This is a genomic window from Stenotrophomonas sp. STEN054 (assembly GCF_056854535.1).
On sequence record NZ_JBXFWG010000002.1, the window covers coordinates 11906 to 28889 of the forward strand.

At 66.1% G+C, this 16984-nt stretch carries 15 protein-coding genes and 3 tRNA genes; 5 read left to right on the top strand and 13 right to left on the bottom strand.

Going from position 1 to position 16984, the window contains the following annotated elements; all coding sequences use genetic code 11:
- From AC1VXD_RS00925 to AC1VXD_RS00935, 3 genes are all read right to left on the bottom strand, one after another.
- Nucleotides 1-2388 (bottom strand): DNA internalization-related competence protein ComEC/Rec2, encoded by a 2388-nt coding sequence (locus AC1VXD_RS00925; RefSeq protein WP_482990431.1) that lies wholly within the window; start codon nt 2386-2388, stop codon nt 1-3.
- 68 nt (nt 2389-2456) lie between these two features.
- Entirely contained in the window at nt 2457-3800 is a 1344-nt protein-coding gene (locus AC1VXD_RS00930; protein ID WP_482990432.1) for a sensor histidine kinase, read from the bottom strand.
- Nucleotide 3801: 1 nt separating this feature from the next.
- On the bottom strand, nt 3802-4473 hold the full coding sequence (locus tag AC1VXD_RS00935) for a response regulator transcription factor (RefSeq protein WP_482990433.1): 672 nt from the start codon (nt 4471-4473) through the stop codon (nt 3802-3804).
- 144 nt (nt 4474-4617) lie between these two features.
- Here AC1VXD_RS00935 and AC1VXD_RS00940 point away from each other — a divergent pair, with 144 nt between their 5' ends.
- The 4 genes from AC1VXD_RS00940 (at nt 4618) to AC1VXD_RS00955 (ending at nt 6674) form a co-directional block, all read left to right on the top strand.
- Nucleotides 4618-5385: a MipA/OmpV family protein gene (locus tag AC1VXD_RS00940; RefSeq protein ID WP_482990434.1), complete on the top strand. Its 768-nt coding sequence runs from the start codon at nt 4618-4620 to the stop codon at nt 5383-5385.
- A 32-nt stretch (nt 5386-5417) separates the two neighbouring features.
- Entirely contained in the window at nt 5418-5705 is a 288-nt protein-coding gene (locus AC1VXD_RS00945; RefSeq protein WP_482990435.1) for a hypothetical protein, read from the top strand.
- A 153-nt stretch (nt 5706-5858) separates the two neighbouring features.
- Entirely contained in the window at nt 5859-6125 is a 267-nt protein-coding gene (locus AC1VXD_RS00950) for a hypothetical protein (RefSeq protein ID WP_482990436.1), read from the top strand.
- Between the two features lie 69 nt (nt 6126-6194).
- Entirely contained in the window at nt 6195-6674 is a 480-nt protein-coding gene (locus AC1VXD_RS00955; RefSeq protein ID WP_482990437.1) for a hypothetical protein, read from the top strand.
- An 86-nt stretch (nt 6675-6760) separates the two neighbouring features.
- Here AC1VXD_RS00955 and AC1VXD_RS00960 read toward each other — a convergent pair.
- The 3 genes from AC1VXD_RS00960 to uvrB all read right to left on the bottom strand — a co-directional run bounded on the left by AC1VXD_RS00960 (nt 6761) and on the right by uvrB (nt 9135).
- Nucleotides 6761-6835 (bottom strand) — tRNA-Val (locus AC1VXD_RS00960).
- 99 nt (nt 6836-6934) lie between these two features.
- Nucleotides 6935-7009, bottom strand: a tRNA-Val gene (locus AC1VXD_RS00965).
- 104 nt (nt 7010-7113) lie between these two features.
- On the bottom strand, nt 7114-9135 hold the full coding sequence (gene uvrB, locus AC1VXD_RS00970; RefSeq protein WP_482990438.1) for an excinuclease ABC subunit UvrB: 2022 nt from the start codon (nt 9133-9135) through the stop codon (nt 7114-7116).
- 150 nt (nt 9136-9285) lie between these two features.
- Here uvrB and AC1VXD_RS00975 point away from each other — a divergent pair, with 150 nt between their 5' ends.
- Nucleotides 9286-9810 carry a GspH/FimT family pseudopilin gene (locus AC1VXD_RS00975; RefSeq protein ID WP_482990439.1) on the top strand — a complete coding sequence of 175 codons (525 nt, stop codon included), beginning with the start codon at nt 9286-9288 and terminating at the stop codon, nt 9808-9810.
- A gap of 75 nt (nt 9811-9885) precedes the next feature.
- Here AC1VXD_RS00975 and AC1VXD_RS00980 read toward each other — a convergent pair.
- The 7 genes from AC1VXD_RS00980 to AC1VXD_RS01010 form a co-directional block, all read right to left on the bottom strand.
- A tRNA-Asn gene (locus tag AC1VXD_RS00980) sits at nt 9886-9962 on the bottom strand.
- A 76-nt stretch (nt 9963-10038) separates the two neighbouring features.
- Nucleotides 10039-10470, bottom strand: coding sequence for a type IV pilin protein (locus AC1VXD_RS00985; protein WP_482990440.1), 432 nt, complete (start codon nt 10468-10470; stop codon nt 10039-10041).
- Nucleotides 10471-10484: 14 nt separating this feature from the next.
- Nucleotides 10485-14183, bottom strand: a complete 3699-nt coding sequence (locus tag AC1VXD_RS00990) for a pilus assembly protein (RefSeq protein WP_482990441.1) — start codon at nt 14181-14183, stop codon at nt 10485-10487.
- 11 nt (nt 14184-14194) lie between these two features.
- Nucleotides 14195-14719, bottom strand: a complete 525-nt coding sequence (locus AC1VXD_RS00995; protein WP_367381904.1) for a pilus assembly PilX family protein — start codon at nt 14717-14719, stop codon at nt 14195-14197.
- A gap of 3 nt (nt 14720-14722) precedes the next feature.
- Nucleotides 14723-15907 (bottom strand): PilW family protein, encoded by a 1185-nt coding sequence (locus AC1VXD_RS01000; RefSeq protein WP_482990442.1) that lies wholly within the window; start codon nt 15905-15907, stop codon nt 14723-14725.
- A complete protein-coding gene (pilV, locus tag AC1VXD_RS01005; protein WP_482990443.1) occupies nt 15904-16398 on the bottom strand; it encodes a type IV pilus modification protein PilV in 495 nt (164 codons plus the stop codon). The genes AC1VXD_RS01000 and pilV overlap by 4 nt, the downstream gene beginning before the upstream one ends.
- Nucleotides 16395-16916 carry a GspH/FimT family pseudopilin gene (locus tag AC1VXD_RS01010; RefSeq protein ID WP_482990444.1) on the bottom strand — a complete coding sequence of 174 codons (522 nt, stop codon included), beginning with the start codon at nt 16914-16916 and terminating at the stop codon, nt 16395-16397. Before AC1VXD_RS01010 ends, pilV begins: the two co-directional genes overlap by 4 nt.
- Between the last annotated feature and the right edge of the window lie 68 nt (nt 16917-16984).

Consider the following 16984-nt stretch of genomic DNA (forward strand, 5'->3'; position numbering starts at 1 on the left):
TCAACCCTCCGGCCCAACGGCCGCTTGTTTGATCGGCGATAGGATAGCAGCCGACCGTGCCCGCCCAGCGGCATCCCACCACCGGGCCGCGTGGACACGCTGTTCACGCACCTGCAGCCCTTGTGCACCAAGCCATACGCGGATCGCGCCGGCGTCGGCCGTGGCCAGCACCTCGGCACCCACGGCCCGCCAGCGCAGGACTACGTCACGTTTCGGGTGGCCGAAGCGGTTCTGGTGGCCGGCCGAGACCAGCGCCAGCCGGGGCGACACGGCCGCCACCCAGGCCGCCGTCGAGCTGCCGCCACTGCCATGGTGTGGCACCAGCACCACGTCGGCGCGCATGGCCGCCGCCTGCGCCTGCAGCAGCTGCTGTTCGGCCCGGGCGCCGATGTCGCCGGGCAGCAGCACGACCCCGTGGGCACCGGCCACCCGCAGCACGCAGCTGGCCTCGTTGTCACGTTCGCTGCCATCGGCCGGCGGATGCAGCACCTGGAAATCCACCCCGTCCCACTGCCAGCGCAGGCCCTTCACGCAGGGCTGCGCGCCCTCGACCTGGCTGCCCGGCGGTGCCAGCACCTGCAGCCCTGGAAGTGCCCGGCGCAGGGCCGGCAGAGCGCCCGCATGGTCGAGATGGTCGTGGCTGAGCAGCAGCTGCGCTGGCGGTGCCTGCCCCAGCGCGCGCACAGCCGGCAGCAGCACCCGCTCGCGGCCCTCCCCGGCCGGCGGGCCGGCGTCGTACCAGAGCGCATGCGTGGCGGTGCGCAGCAGCACCGCCGCGCCCTGCCCCACATCGTGCACCAGCACTTCCAGCTCGCCGTGGCGTGGCCCCGGTGCGGCGGGCCACAGTAGCGGCAGGCACAGCAGCGCGCCCGCCAGGCCGCCGCCTGCCCCTCGCGGCAGCAGCCACCAGAACACCCCGGCAAGGGCCGCCGGGAGCGCCCATTCCGGCGCCTGCGGCAGCCACCACATCGCCTGCGGGTGCTGCGCCAGGGGCTGCAGCAGCCCCCAGCTGAGATCGAACACCCACGCCGCCGCGCGCCACGGCCACATCCCCGCCCCATCGTGCAGCGCCTGCAGGCCGGTACCGAGCAGGGCCAGCGGCACCACCAGCAGGCTCCACCACGGAATGACCGGCAGGTTGATCACCGGCCCCAGCCACGACGTGCCGCCGAACAGCACCACCGCCAGCGGCAGCAGTGCCACGCTGGCCACGGCCTGCCCGGCCAGCGCCGCGCGCAGCATGCCGCCGACGCCGGACGGCGGCCGCTGCGGCAGGCACCACAGCAGCCACAGCACGCCACCGAAACTGAGCCAGAAGCCTGCCGACAGCACTGACAGCGGAGCCGGCAGCAGCATCAGCGCGGCCGCCAGGGACAACGCCGGCGCCGTGCCCAGTGGCCGCCGGCTGGCCCGCGCCAGTGCCACCGCGGCGATCATCAGCGCGGTGCGCACGGTGGGCAGTTCGCTGCCCGCCAGCAGCGTGTAGAACGCGGCCGCCAACGCCGCGGCGCAGGCGGCGGCCTGCGGGCGCGGCCAGGCGCGTGCCAATGCCGGCCACAGCCCCCACAGGCCCGTGCACAGCAGCGCCGCAAAGCCGGCCACCAGACCGACGTGGAAGCCGGAAATGGCGATCAGGTGGGTCAGGCCCAGCGCGCGCAGCTGCTCCCAGTCGGCATCGGTCAGGCCGCGGGTATCGCCCACCGCCAGGGCCTGGACGAATCGAGCGGAGGGCCTGCCGACCTGCGCCGCGATGGCGGTACTGCAACGCTCGCGCCAGGCGGCCAGGCCATGGGCGACGCGCAGCTGTCGTGCGCCTCCGGGATCGCGCACGCTGGCACTACCAGCCAGGCCATGCAGCAGCGCATGGCGTTCCGCATCAAAGCCCCCCGGATTGATCCGTGAGCGCGGCGGCCGCACGCGCAGCGTCAGCTCCCAATGGGCACCGGCGTGCAGCGTGTCGCGCAGGGCATCGGGAACCGTGGAACGACGCGGCGCATGCCAGCTGACCTGCAGGCGCCGCCCCTGCAGCGCCGGCCATCCTTCGGCCTCGGCCACGTCGAACAGGAAACGGCTGTGGTCATCGCGTCGCACCGGCAGGTCGGCGATGCGCCCGCGTACCCGCACATCCTGCGCCGTCGCCGCCGCCGGCACCTGCTGCTGCAGGGCCATGTGCCCGTGGCAGCCGGCCCAGGCCAGGCCGAACACGGCGGCGGCCGCCGCACGTCCGCGCCACCGCCACGCCCAACCCGGCAGGGCCAGCAGCGCCAGGCCGACACACAGCCAACGCGGCGGCAATGCCGGCAGCAGCACGCACGCCAGCGCCCCCAGCACCAGGCCGGCGGCACAGGCAGGGCCCAGCAGGGGAGCAACCACGGCAACGGTGCGCATGGGCGCAGCGTCGCCGTGCGGCGGCAGGGCTGCCTATCAGGCAAACCCGCGCGCTGCTGTGGGCAGGTTCAGCGGCGCAGGGTGGCGCGCTGGAAGTTGACCCGGAAGCTGGCGCCACCACCGACCGCTTCGGCCACGCTGACCGTGCCACCGTGGTGCTGCACGATCTCCTTGACCAGATGCAGCCCCAGTCCGCTGCCACTACCGGCGGCACGCAGGCGATGGAAGGGTTCGAAGATCGCTTCGCGGTCACCCACCGGCACGCCCGCGCCCTGGTCGCTGATCTCCAGCAGCCCCTGCGCATCCAGGCGCACGCAGATGGTGCCGCGGCCGCCACCGTGGACGATGGCGTTGTGCACCAGGTTGGCCATCACCCGGCCCAGCGCCAGACCATCACCCTGGATCCAGACCGCTGCTTCCGGCGCATCCACTTCGAAGCCATACCCTGCGCCGACCACCAGCGGTGCCAGCTCGGCCGCCGATTCACGAACCACGTGGGCCAGATCGACCCGCTGCAGCGTGCTGACGTTGCGGTCCAGCCGCTGCAGGTCGAGCAGGTGCTCGGCCACATTGCCCAGCCGCGCCACGTCGGTCAGCAGCTGCGACTTCAGTTCACCCTGCGGAAGCTGCGACAGCCGTGCCTGCACAACCGCGATCGGCACGCGCAGTTCGTGCGCGGCATCGGCCAGGAACTTGTCGCGCGCGGCGTAGCCCTGCTGCACCTTGTCGATGGCATCGTTGAAGGCACTCACCAGGGGCGCGACCTCGGTGGAAACCAGCTGTTCGTCCAGGCGCGCACCGGGCTGGCCGATGTCCAGCTCCTTGGCCTGCTGCGCCAGCCGGCGCACCCCTCGCATCGCACGATGGATGACGGTGGGCATCACCAGCAGAGTGACCACGATCAGTGGCAGGAAGAACCAGAAACCGATCAGCCGCAGCACCATCAGCGCGCCATCGAGCAGCCCGCCCTTCGGCGCGCCACCGGCCATCACGGTGATGCGACGTCCATCCTCGATGCGCACCATCACCCGCGCCACGTCCAGGTAGGGCGGCACCAGCGATCCGACTTCGGTGGCCCCCAATGCCGGCAGCCGCGCCAGCAGCGGTGCGTGCAGCGCGGGCACCTTGCCGCGCTCCAGCCAGATGCCGCGGTCATCGACGGCGACGAACCACAGGTTGCCACCGGCGCGCGCGTTCAACGCCTGCCAGCGCGGCTCGTCCAGCACCAGGTGCGCGCCCTGGCTGTGCACGGCCTTGGCGACGTCCTCGGCGGTGAACATGTCCATGCCCCAGGATTCCTTGTCACCCCAGGTCAGGATCAGCGCCACCACCGCGAACAGCACGGTGAACGCCTGTGCCAGGAACAGGCGCCAGGCCAGGCCGAGGGTGATCGAACGGATCTGCCTGGCCATCTCAGCCCTCCGCCAACAGATAGCCGACGCCGCGGATGACGTGGATCTCCACGCCCGCGCCCGCCTGCTGCAGCGCCTTGCGCAGCTTGGAGATATGCGCATCCAGTGCGTTGGACTGGATCTCATCGTCAAAACCGTACACCGCCGCCTCCAATGCGCTGCGGGTGACCGTGCGCCCCTGGCGCATCGCCAGCGCCTGCAGCACCAGTACCTGGCGCCGCGGCAGGGTCAGCAGCTGGCCATCTACCTGCGCCTGCAGCGATTCGAAATCAAACTCGAAATTGCCCAGCCGCAGGCTCGGCGTGACCATCGCCGACGGCCGCCGAGAGACCGCGCGGATGCGCGCCATCAGTTCTTCGATCGCCACGGGCTTGACCAGGTAGTCGTCGGCGCCGACATCGAGCCCCTCCACCTTGTCCGACAACGTGCCCTTGGCGGTCAGCATGATCACCGCGATATTCGGCCGCAGCGCACGCGCGGTGGCAACGAAACCGGCGCCATCTCCATCGGGCAGCTGGCGATCGAGCAGCAGCAGCTGGTGCACGGGTTCGCGCAGGGCCAGCGCCGCCTCGGCCAGGCTGCCGACCACGTCGGCGACCACGCCCTGGCGTTCGAGGCCCGACTGCAGGGCCCGTGAGAGATCGGGATCGTCTTCCACCAGGAGGATGCGCATCGTGGGCTCGGCTACCGGGAACGCTGCCGATGATAGTGCCTGCCGTGCACCAATGAGGCCTTTGCGCGGACATTGCCGTGGCGCAATGTTCCGATAATGTTGCACGGTCAGGATGCAACGCGGTTCCCTGCGAAGTTCCCCTCGATGCTCCCTTTGCCCCCTGCCCTGCTGCGCCCCCTGCTGTGCACCGTCGTTCTCTCCACGCCGCTGCTGGCGAGCGCCCAGGAACAGGCACTGGGCGCGCAGGCCGGCATCACCTTCGGCGCGACCACCGGTGCGTACGCGCACTACGATGACAAGCCGCTGGTGGTGCCTGCGCTTGCATGGCAGGGCAAGCGCTTCCATGCCAGCCCCGGCTCGCTGGGCATGTACCTGTACAAGGAACAGGGCCTGCGCGTTTCCGCGGTGGTCACGCCGTACACGCTGCGCTTCAAGACCGATGACGTGAACGATGCGCAGCTGCGCCGCTTGCACAGCCGGCAGATGTCGGCCATGGCCGGCGTCAGCGCCGAGTACAGCGCCGACTGGGGTGCCCTGTCGGCCAGCGTCAAGCGCGAGGTCAGCGGCCACGGTGGCGGCCTCGAATCCAGCCTGTATTACAGCTGTCCCATCCAGGCCGGGCGCTTCACCTGGGTGCCGCGCGTGGGCGTGGTGCACAGCAGTGCACGCCTGCTCGACTACTACTACGGCATCAGCGACGAGGAAGCCCTGCGCTCCGGCCTGGCCGCCTATTCGCCGGGCAGCGCTACTTCGCCGGGTCTGCAGATCGCAGTCACCACTCCGCTGGGCACGAAGTGGCGCGCCACCGGCGTGGTCGCCAGCCAGTGGTTCGGTGATGCGGTGAAAGACAGCCCGATGGCCCGCCGCGGCGCGCAGAACTCCGCCTTCATTTCCCTGCTGCGCGCGTTCTGATCGCGCGCCGTGCAACGGACAAGGACACCCCCATGGCCTCCGTCTCCCTCCCCACCGATGCGCAGGCCATCCTGCGCGCGCCCGACCTGGACAGTGCCGAGCAGGCCTACCTCGGCCTGATGCCGGACCAGGCCCACATCGACGCGCTGGTGCGCCGCGCACTGGGCCTTTCGCGTGTTGCCGATGCGGCCCGCGGCTATGCCCTGTCGATGACCCTGGTCGGCCTGCGGCTGCAGGAACTGGAGATGGACGAGCCCTGCGCCACGGCGCACCGCCAGTCGACGCTGCGCAACCTCCGCCAGGTCTACGCCGCGGCCTGAGCGGCGCTGCCGGCGCGCGGATCAGCCCGCCAGCGCACGGATTCATCCCCGCAGCGAGCCCTTGGCACGCACATTTCCCCGCTTCGTCGCATGCCGGTATCGATCCGCCAGCGCCGGTGACACGCTGGACTCCCTTCTCCGGAGCACCGCGCCATGCCGATGCTTGCCCTGCTGCTGTTGCACGCGGTCCTGTCCAGCGTCGGCAGCGGCGGCCCGGCTGCGGGCCAGGCGCTCCCTGCGGGGCTGACCCCGGCCAGCCCCGACGATCTCTGCCTGCAGGTGCGCCTGCGCCAGGACAGCATGCTGCGCTGGGAGCGCGGCGCAGGCGGGAAGACGCATGCCCTGGGTGTGGTGCACCAGGTCGAGGGCCACTGGCAGCTGCGTCACCGCTTCAACATCGGCGCATCGGACGCGCACTGATCGCCAGCCGCGATTCATCCTCGCCAGCACGCCCGGTGACAGCATGATGCCCTCTCGAAAGGAAGCGCCATGAAGACCCGGATCGTTGCCCATGTATTGTTGTTGCCTGCCGTCGCGCTGCTTGCCGCCTGCTGCCCGTTCGGCAGCGAGATCCGCACCCGCCCGGTCTACGCAAACCCGCAGCTGACGCCTGCCGCATCGCGCTCGCTGATCGCTGACTGTGATCGCCAGGGCGCGCAGCTGCGCCGCCAGCTGGAGGCGGCGCATGTGGAAAACGCCAGGCAGGAATGCGCGCTGCCGCAGCCATTCGCGGACTATCGCTTCGTCAATGCCATGGGCGAGGCCGTTTCGCCAGAGCGCGCCATCGAGGCACGCGCCGACCACGCACAGCGCGTCTGCACTGCGGCGCAGGGCAAGGACAGCGCGCTGGCCGCGCTGTGCCCGGACTGCCGCAGCAAAGCCGAGGAGCGCGTGCAGCAGTGCCGCACGGACAAGGGCCTGGTGCGCAGCGAGCGACCGGTGCGGATGTGCAGCATGATGCAGTTCTGAGGGCCGGAAGCCAGGCAACAAAAAAGCCGACCCGTCGGGCCGGCTTTTTCTTTACCACCGCTGCACCGGCAATGCCGGGAGCCAGGTGGTGGGCGGTACAGGGTTCGAACCTGTGACCCCTACCATGTCAAGGTAGTGCTCTACCGCTGAGCTAACCGCCCATCTTGTTCGTGCCGCCCGAAGGCAGGCCTTGCTACGTAAAAACCCGGCGCCAGGGCCGGGCTTTTCAAGTCACGACAGCCCCTCTGAAAGGAACTTCGTGGTGGGCGGTACAGGGTTCGAACCTGTGACCCCTACCATGTCAAGGTAGTGCTCTACCGCTGAGCTAACCGCCCGTTTTGCTTCTGCATCTCCGCGATTGCGTCGGTGCAGGCCGCGTATATTACGGATGCCGACAGGTAAGCGCAACACTTTTGTGAAGATTGCCGCGCTACCGTGTTCAGCCGACGCTGGCCTCCTTCAGCTGCCGGATCTGGTCGCGCACGCGGGCGGCATCTTCGAACTCCAGATCCTTGGCATGCTGGTACATCTGCTGCTCCAGCGCCTTGAGCCGGGTGGCCAGCTGGGCCGGCGACATCGACCGGTAATCGGCCGCATCCTCGGCCACCGCCCTGCCCTTGCCTTTGCCCTTGCGGGACTCCTTCTCGGCAGCATCGGAGCGCGCGCCTTCCAGCACATCCACGATCGGCCGGGCCACCGAACGCGGCACGATACCGTGCTCCGCGTTGTACTCGACCTGCTTGGCGCGGCGGCGGTCGGTCTCGTCGATCGCCGCCTGCATCGACCGGGTGATCTTGTCCGCATACAGGATGGCCTTGCCACGCACGTTGCGGGCGGCGCGGCCGATGGTCTGGATCAGCGAACCGGTCGAACGCAGGAAACCTTCCTTGTCCGCATCCAGGATCGCCACCAGCGAGACCTCCGGCATGTCCAGGCCTTCGCGCAGCAGGTTGATGCCCACCAGTACGTCGAACTTGCCCAGGCGCAGGTCGCGGATGATCTCCACGCGCTCCACCGTGTCCACGTCCGAGTGCAGGTAGCGCACGCGGATGCCATGTTCGGTCAGGTACTCGGTGAGGTTCTCGGCCATGCGCTTGGTCAGCGTGGTGACCAGCACGCGGTCACCCGCCTTGATGCGCTCGTTGGCTTCGCTCATCAGGTCGTCAACCTGGGTGCCGACCGGGCGGATCTCCACCACCGGATCGATCAGGCCGGTCGGGCGCACCACCAGCTCGGTGATGTCATCACCGGTCTCGCGGTACTCATACGGGCCCGGCGTTGCGGACACGTAGATCGCACGCGGGCAGCGCGCCTCCCATTCCTCGAAACGCAGCGGACGGTTGTCCAGCGCCGATGGCAGGCGGAAGCCGAACTCGACCAGGGTTTCCTTGCGCGAACGGTCGCCCTTGAACATCGCGCCGATCTGCGGAATGGTCACGTGCGATTCGTCGATGACCAGCAGCGCGTCCGGCGGCAGGTAGTCGAACAGGGTCGGTGGCGGCTCGCCGGCATTCTTGCCGGTCAGGTGCCGCGAGTAGTTCTCGATGCCGTTGCAGAAACCAACCTCGGCCATCATCTCGATGTCGAACTGGGTGCGCTGGGCCAGGCGCTGCGCCTCGACCAGCTTGTTCTCCGCGTACAGCTGCTCCAGGCGCTCCTTCAGCTCCACCTTGATGGTCTCCACGGCGGCCAGCACGCGTTCGCGCGTAGTCGCGTAGTGGGTCTTCGGGTAGACGGTGAAGCGCTGCATGTTGCGGATCGTCTCGCCGGTGAGCGGATCGAACAGGGTGATCTTCTCGACCTCGCCATCGAACAGTTCGATGCGCAGGGCCTCGCTGTCCGATTCGGCCGGGAACACGTCGATCACTTCGCCACGCACGCGGAACGTACCGCGCTGCAGCTCGTACTCGTTGCGCGTGTACTGCAGCTGGGTCAGGTGGTTGATCAGGTCGCGCTGCTCGATGCGCTCGCCCTTGGACAGGATCAGGCGAAGCGACAGATAGTCTTCCGGCGCGCCGAGGCCGTAGATGGCCGACACGGTGGCCACCACGATCGCGTCCGGGCGCGACAGCAGCGTCTTGGTCGCCGCCAGGCGCATCTGCTCGATGTGCTCGTTGATCGAACTGTCCTTCTCGATGAAGGTGTCCGACGAAGGCACGTAGGCTTCGGGCTGGTAGTAATCGTAGTAGCTGACGAAGTACTCGACCGCGTTGTGCGGGAAGAAAGCCTTGAATTCACCATACAGCTGCGCGGCCAGCGTCTTGTTCGGCGCCATGATCAGCGTCGGCTTCTGCACGTTCTGGATGACGTTGGCGATGGTGTAGGTCTTGCCAGAACCGGTCACGCCCAGCAGCGTCTGCTTGGCGACGCCCGCTTCGAAATTGTCAGTCAGCTTCGCGATCGCGTTGGGCTGGTCGCCCGCCGGTGAATACGGCGAGACGAGTTGAAAACTGTCGCTCATGGTATTGCCAGGTCCCGGGAATGATGATTATAGCGGCCGGTCTGGTGACGGCCGGCTGAGGAAAGCACCGGTCGTCAGGGGAGTGTCTGCCTGATGGTGCCGTACTTCGCCAGGGTCCACCGTTGGAGCCCCGGCCCGAGGAATCTCCGCATGGCCCGTCCGGCTCCACGCAATGCAGGCCTGAGCCTGCCTGAATGCCTCGCAGCGCTGAGCGTTCTGGCCGTAGTGGCCGCGCTCTGCTTTCCCGCCCTCGGCTCGCTGTTGTACAGCCTGCGGGCTGACGCGCTTCGCATGACGCTGCACACAAGTCTCAACCGGGCCCGCTACGAGGCCATCACACGTAGAGAACTCATTGGGGTCTGTGCAAGCGCGGATGGGCTGCAGTGCAGCCCAGACTGGGGCGAGGGCTGGATCATGTACCGCAGTGGCATCCACCGCCGTCCACCGGCCTCAGCTGCAGATGTCCTGGCACACCACCAGGAGCGCAGCGGGCTTCAGCTAAGCGCGCATGGCACCGAAGGTCGGCCGCAACTGTTTTTCCAGGCAGATGGCCGCAGCCCCGGAGCCAATGCAACCCTGCGCATCTGCCACGACGGCCGGCAACTAGGCCAGGTGGTGATCAACAACGGTGGACGCACCCGAAGCACGAGAATCGTGACGCCCACGCCGTGCTGAGTGCTGCATCGCCGCCGTGATGGCAGGCCGTTGCAAAAAACAAAAGCCGCGAATTCTCGCGGCTTCTGCAGGATATGGCGCCCGAAGTTGGACTCGAACCAACGACCCCCTGATTAACAGTCAAGTGCTCTAACCGGCTGAGCTATTCGGGCGGGGAGGCGCATTCTAGACGCTGCATCAGCGAGATGCAACACCCGCACATCCAGCGCCTGCCAGCGCCCCCGGCGGCTACCAGCAACCTGGCACGGTCGCCTCCGCTGGTGTTTTCACACCCGCCTGGTTGATGCTCAGGGTTCCGCACTTGTCCCTGTTCTGACCTGTTGCCGTCGAGGGCGTCGCTGTCACTGTGAATGTCGACTGCGTACCGCTGAAGCTGATCGTGTAGTGGCTGCTGCCACCATCACGTGGCGAACGAGTAAACGGCAACGTGAAACCCGAGTAGGTGTTGTTGACTGTGTGGAAGCGTTCAGCCAGCTGAGTGACTTCCGCGATATCCGCCTTGGCCTGCCCGCGCCTGGATTTTCGGACCTGCTCGTTGTAACTCGGGTAGGCAATGGCGGCGAGGATGGCCACAACTGCCACGACGATCATCAGCTCGATCAGGGTGAACCCGCGCTCGGTGTGTGGTCGACGATCGAGGAAACAGGGGCGTGAATGCATTGAATGCTCCAGAGTCATTGCAGCTGCCGCCAGGACTGGCGGCCGCACGGATAAGGGACGTACAGGGGATCTGCGCCTGACGCGCTCACGGTCATCCAGCACGCCCGATCCTGCGGACCGCTGCCGCTGCTGAGACGCGGAATGACCGCCACCGCCACATCCTTGACCGGCGATGTGCCACCCGTATTGAGGGGCAATGCAGCAGTGCCAGTGCCGACCTGGTCACCAGATGGGGAAACCTTGCGTGCCTGGTCAAGCGCCGGGGCACCCGAGCTGGCCGACAGCCCGAAGAGCCAGTTCGAACCCTCGGTCGAGCACCCGGCCTGCGACTGGTTGGGCACGTAGGTCGGCATGAACACGACACCCGAAACCACTGTAGGATTTCCCACAAAACGTTCGGCCGTCGGCAGGGTAACGGTCCAACCGGACGTTGCTCCCGTCGCAGTGCCAGGACTCAGACCGCGCACGCCATTGTTTGTCGTCACGGTGTAAGGCAGCAGATTGGCCGCGGTGAGCGTCGTAACCGGCTGACCCACACTGAGGTCATTGACTCCATACAAGCTCTGTACCGCCGTGTCGCGCTCATCGCCATTGAACGAGAAACTTCCCGTGCCAAACAGCAGCATGACGCCGTCACCCTGGCCCGCCACCGCGGTCATGCCGCCGATAATTGGCTGACGGTAGGTCAACGTCGTCCCGCTGCTGCTCTCAGTACTTGTGCGCGTGGTGAAGACCGGGCGGGTCACCGTGGCTGCTGTCGACTCAAGATCGAACTTCCAGATGGCACCACGCTGGTCGGCGGCATATACAGTGTCCGCCATGCCGTCGCGACCCCGAAGACGGGACGTGGTGCCGCCGCTGGTCGTTGGAGCGAACCGGTCCACGACCACGATGTTGCCAAGACCATTCGTGCCGGACGGCGCACCCGCGCCCTCCGCAGCCTCGATCATACGCACTGCACCGGAATTCATGTCGACCACGTACAGCACCGCCTTGCCGCTCGCGCTGTTGTAGCCATTGCCGAAAATCGCCTTCCATTCCGTACCACCCGAGGCCGTTCGGGTGGGAACGATCACCGGCTTGCTCAGCACGAAACCAATATTGGCTCGCACGGTCGCATCCAGCGACGGGTTGAGATCATTGATTTCCCACAGGCGGTTTGCGGTATTGAATGATTGCGGGTTGCTGACATTCAGAGCGAACACCGAGCGACCACCCGCACCGGCGGCGCCTACCAGGCCGGTCCCCCAGGTGGAGCCGAACTGCACGTCCGCCACCGTCACCTGCCCGTCGACATAGTACCGGTGCTGGAACTTCTGGTCCCCCTGCTGTGCGGCCACGTAGGGGAACAACAGATTGCCCATGTGCCCCACCGCCGTTGCCGGGATGTAGGCGAACACTTCGTTGCCGCCGGTCGAGTTGGCGACACCGGCCGCGTTGATCCCGCCATCGATGGCATGCAACATGCCGTCGTTTGCACCTACGTACACCATGTGGCGCCGGTTCTGCCTCTTGTTCTCGAGAAAAGCCGCATAGCTGGTGGCCAGCGTCCCACCCAGAGCGCGGTAGCCATAGTCATCCAAAGGCGAACTGACCACCGGGCTGGAGTTGACGATGTCACCGAGCAGTGTCGTACGGGTGCGATAGACGCCATTGCTGAAACGAACTTCGCGCGAGGTTTCACCGCGCAGGTAGGCGACAGCGCTGGCCAGGTCCCCCCCCATATCGGTGATTTCCTTCGGCGAGCAGAATGACATGCCCGCATTGGCAAGCGTCTTGGTGCACAGGTCGGCCAGGCTGAAGTTGGCCGTGCTGAACGCCAACGCCGCATTGCCCTTTCCGGCGACGATATTGCGTGTGCCAGGCGACTGCGTGGCGATACGTGCCGACGCTTCCCAGGCGGCGGTGTACTCGGCAACACGCGTCGTGGCATTGACGCTGACGGTTGACCCGGACAGGCGGCTGAACCAATCGGTGCTCTCGTTGGCCACTTCATAGGTGGGCGTCACCGCCAGCGAGCCGGTACCAATGCGTGCACCCGTCATGGCGATGCTTCCGGACGGAGACGCGCCTGCGTTCACCGACGAAAGAATGCGGCGCATGGCTGCCGTGATTTCAGCAGGCGTGCGCGCATTGATGTACTCACCACGCGTATTTACGCTGGCGTGCCAGATGTCGTCGACCGTGGTGCGGTTGTCATTCTGCGCCGACGGCCAGTTGCCGTAGATCGAAGCGTCGGTGTAGGGGTCCTGGTTCAGATCAGGGTTGTACAGCACGCCACGCGACCCGAGTGTCACGCCATAGAAGTTGATGTGCAGATCGGGGTTGCAGTCCAGCCGGGGACCGGGGCTGGCCGAACATGCGCTCGGGATCGGCACCTGACCGGCCGCCAAGTCAGAACGTAGCGGCGTGTTGTAGTAGCTGGCCGCGATATCGGCCATCGTGCCAGCATTGCCGTCACTGAAGGGAGCGCCCATTCCCCCGTCATTGTTGGTCGAAGACGGCGTGCCGCCGTTACTGAATCCATCGGTAAACAGCATGATGGCATTCTTCTGGCAGGACAGCTTTACCGGTGCGTTGGCATCAGTGCGTTTGAACTGGAGACCCGCTGCGTTCACCGCTTGGCGGTTGGGAGTACCACCACTTGCGGTGAGCGAAATCATGTTGTCATACAGCAGCTGCTTGTCCGTCGCGGTGCCCATGTTGTACATGGTCAGGCGTTTGCCTGCCGATGTAGAACTGTCGAAGGACCCGTGCTGGTTGATGCGGAAGTAGCCAACGTTCATGTTCTCGACCTGCGCCATTGAAAGCGTCATGCCGGCAATCATCGAACGGTTGCGGTTGCCGTAATAGGCAAACCAGTTGGCGAAATTGCGAAGAGCCTCGGAATCACCGGACGGAATCGTGTACTTCCACATCGCGCAGTTGGTGCCACACGCGTTGTCCACCTTGACCCGACTGCTGCCTGCGTATGCATTGGTCGCGCCGTCCAGCTGGGGATACGCATCGTTGTTGCTGGTGTAAGGCAGGAAGAATGTGGCTGGCCAGTAGCGCATGTACACATTGGCCGCACCCTGGTCCCAGGTGTAATCGCTCTGGAACTCGTAGGTGATGTTGCCGTATATGAAGCGCTGGCCTGCCGGAATCACCATGCCGTTCTGCATCCGGAAGGTGTCGGTGGTGCTCAGGTAGTTGCTGGCCAGGTTGACCGTTGTACCCGGACTGCGCGGATCGATCGGCGTGTTGCTTGTACTTACGTCACCGTAGCTCGCCTTGTTGCGGTTGACCCATGGCGCGTAACGGACGCTGGGATCGAAGTAGGCTGGGTTGTAGCGGGACGAGCGCGCAAAGCCAAGCGTATCAATCGGCGGGATGCCATACCAGTTGGTACCGGCGCGCGTACCGGGCAGCACGTACTGGTAATCGCAGTTTCCGGAGGTGTACAGGTTTCCGCTCGCGTCAAAGAAGCTGCGACGGGTGGTGTTCCAGCAGCCTTCACCGTCGGCGCCGGGGAACTGCGTCTGGAATGTCATCGAACCGGAGTCATCCACCGCCATGATGAACGACGGCGTGACCGGGACCTGGATGTTCAGCGGCGCCTGCGCCAGCACACCCTGCCCCTGCGCGGCGAACAGCGAATAGATCAGCGCGCCAGTGCCCAGCGCAACGGCAACGCCGCTGCCAGCAATGATCTTGGTCTTTCGGCTTGCCATGGCAGCCATCCTCAGAGCTTGAATACAGTGTCGATGGCAACGGCCGACGTGCCGGTATCGGTACTACTGCCGGCGTCGGATGCATAGGCCGAAATCTGGTAGATCGGGGTGGCCACATCGGTCGGCCGACCCATATCAAGCGAGGCTTCGCCTTGAATACAGCTTTCAATCTGCCGCACCTTCACCTCCTGGCCATCGCCAATGCGCCGTGCTGCAGCCCACACCGACGGATCGAAGCCGTCGTCGCAGGTGCGTTCGATGGAAGCGGAGGTCAGCGTACCGGTCGCACCGGCCGTATCGTCACGGTTGGCGAGCGCCTCGATCTGTGATTCCGTGGTGCGGACCGCCTGTTCGCTACGCTGGAAGGCGACATTCACCGCGCGGTAGTTGGACGCCATCTTTTCCTGCATGTTCGCTACCTGCATCCCCGCGATACCGAGTAGCGAGAGCAGGATGAGCATGATCAGCGCGACATAGAGGACGGCTCCGCGCTGCGATCGCGGGGCACCCATCGAAACAGGAGGTCGGCGTCTCATGACTTAGTTCCCGAAGAGTCGATTGCGTAGAGCCACCGACATTTCGTAGGTGGCGCGATAGCGGTTATCCGGCGTGGAAGCATTGGTGAAACTGACCCCCAGCACACCTGGTACCGCGGTAGTCTCCGTCGGCTGTGCCGAGGCGGCAGGCTGCGGACTGCGCGCCAGCAGGCCCACCTGGACCATCCCGACGCGGCGCCAGGCGCCCACCGCAGCCGACGTGGTGGCGGTACTGACAAGACTGGCCGGCTGCTGCCCGGTTATCCTGCCTGCCGGCGGTTGCAACAGCCCGATGGTGGCGTTCTGGTCCAGGCCATACAGGAACTGCAGGCTCTCGATGCCCTCCACCAGTTCTTCACCGGAGCCGAAAGCCCCGGAGGCGCCCGCTCGGGCGCGGAACAGCGAAGGCTGGGACGGCGTCGCGCCGTTGTTGGCTACGTAGTACACCATCGCTTCGGCACGATAGACCATGGTCACCGCATTGTTGGCAGCGTAGCGGGACAGATTGGTGTTCGTAGCAGTGATGGTGCTGCCTGACAGTGTGCCCGCAAAGATATCCACCCCGCTGCAGTCACCGACCGCGAACAGCGAAGGAGAACCAGTCAGACCGGCTGTCAGACGGGCCGCAGCGGTCGTGCTGATGGTGAGGGTGGAGTCGGTACCGGGGGTAATGGTGAGCACCGGCGCACCTTCCGGGGCCAGGTAACGCAGCACCAGCACGTCACTGCCGCCACGCGGCGCAGGGGAAAGGTTGGCGATGCTCGACGGAGGCGTTGTCAGGCCCGCCCAATTGGCCCCGAGCGCCAGTGAGCCCCCTGGCGCGGTACCCGGCGCGTCATAGCCTTGGATGGGAATGTTGAAATCCACAGCAGACCCGGATCCGGGCGTGACACCAGCCAGGTTGATCCGGATCGCGTCGTTGGAGCGGACGATATGCGCCTGATCGTTCACGCAGCCCATGTGCCCAGCCATGCGGATATCGCGTTCGAGGAAGTCCACCGCGAATCGCGCATTTTCCTGTGTCCGGGCTACGCCCTCGGATAACCGCGAGGCCGAGCGCGAGGCCAGGAATATCTGCACCACAGCCAGCATGAGGATCAGACCGATGACCATGGCGATCATCAGTTCCACCAGTGACAGACCGCGCATGGCGCGCAGCGGGGAATGAAAACCGGGGCGGGGAGTCATAGACGGGTGACCAGCGTGAAGGTGGTGGTGGTATCCGGAGCGGTCTTGTCCCAGCGCTGGTCTCCCCAAGCGATGCCTACCGTTACCACGCCGTTGTTGATGTTCACGTTTGCCGCAGCCTTGTCACCCAGTGTCTTGACGACCTGACACCGCCAACGGGCGATGTTCTGTGCTTGAGTGACAGAGGTGCCGGTTGGCCAGGCACAGGGGCCATCGGATGCGGCTACGCTTCCGGCGGCGAAAGAGGCGGTCGCATAGGCGCCGCCATTGAGGGTATCGCTGCGCTGGACCCGCATCAGATCGATCAGGTCGTAGGCAAGGTTGGTCGCCTGGGTGCGGTAGTTCGCGCTCTGCACGAAGCGGACATTCATCGTCTGCAGCAAGGCGAAGCCCAGCAGGCCAAAGCCGAGGATAAGCAGAGCGATCAGCACTTCCAGCAGGCTGAAGCCCCGCTGGCGGCGGGGACGCACACCATATGCGCGACGCATCATGAGCAGGTGTCCTGTAGCACCCGGACCTGTCCGGAGAGATTGACCGTCAGGGTCCGGCGTGGCTCCCCCGGCTTGCAGGCGCTGGGCGTGATGATGATGGACTGGTTGGCGGTGGCGCGACTGCGACCGCGGCTGTCGAAGATGAAGCCGCTGCTGGCGGAAGCCGCACTGGTCACGGTCAAGGCCGGCCGGATCTGCACAAAGCGCAGCACCGTGTCTCCGCCTCCGAAAGTGCCGTCGCCATCGAGGTCGCCGTAAGCCATCAGCCCGTCCCCCCAGGAACCGTCGCAGGCCGAGCCAGAGGTACTCGCACACACCCCAGCACCGCGATTGTTGCGCAGCCCTTCACTTCGGGCCAACGCAAACAGGCCCAGTACCTCGTTGTTCGCACTGGCAACCTGATTGTTACGCATGACGCCACGGAAACTCGGAAAAGCGATGGCCACGAGCACGGCCAGCACGGCAATCGTGATCATCAACTCGACCAGCGTGAAGCCCTTGGACCGGCGCAGTGACATGGAACGCTCCCCAGCGTGTTGGTGGCCACGATGGCGCACCCGGGTGCCGCCGGCAAGCGGCGGCAGGA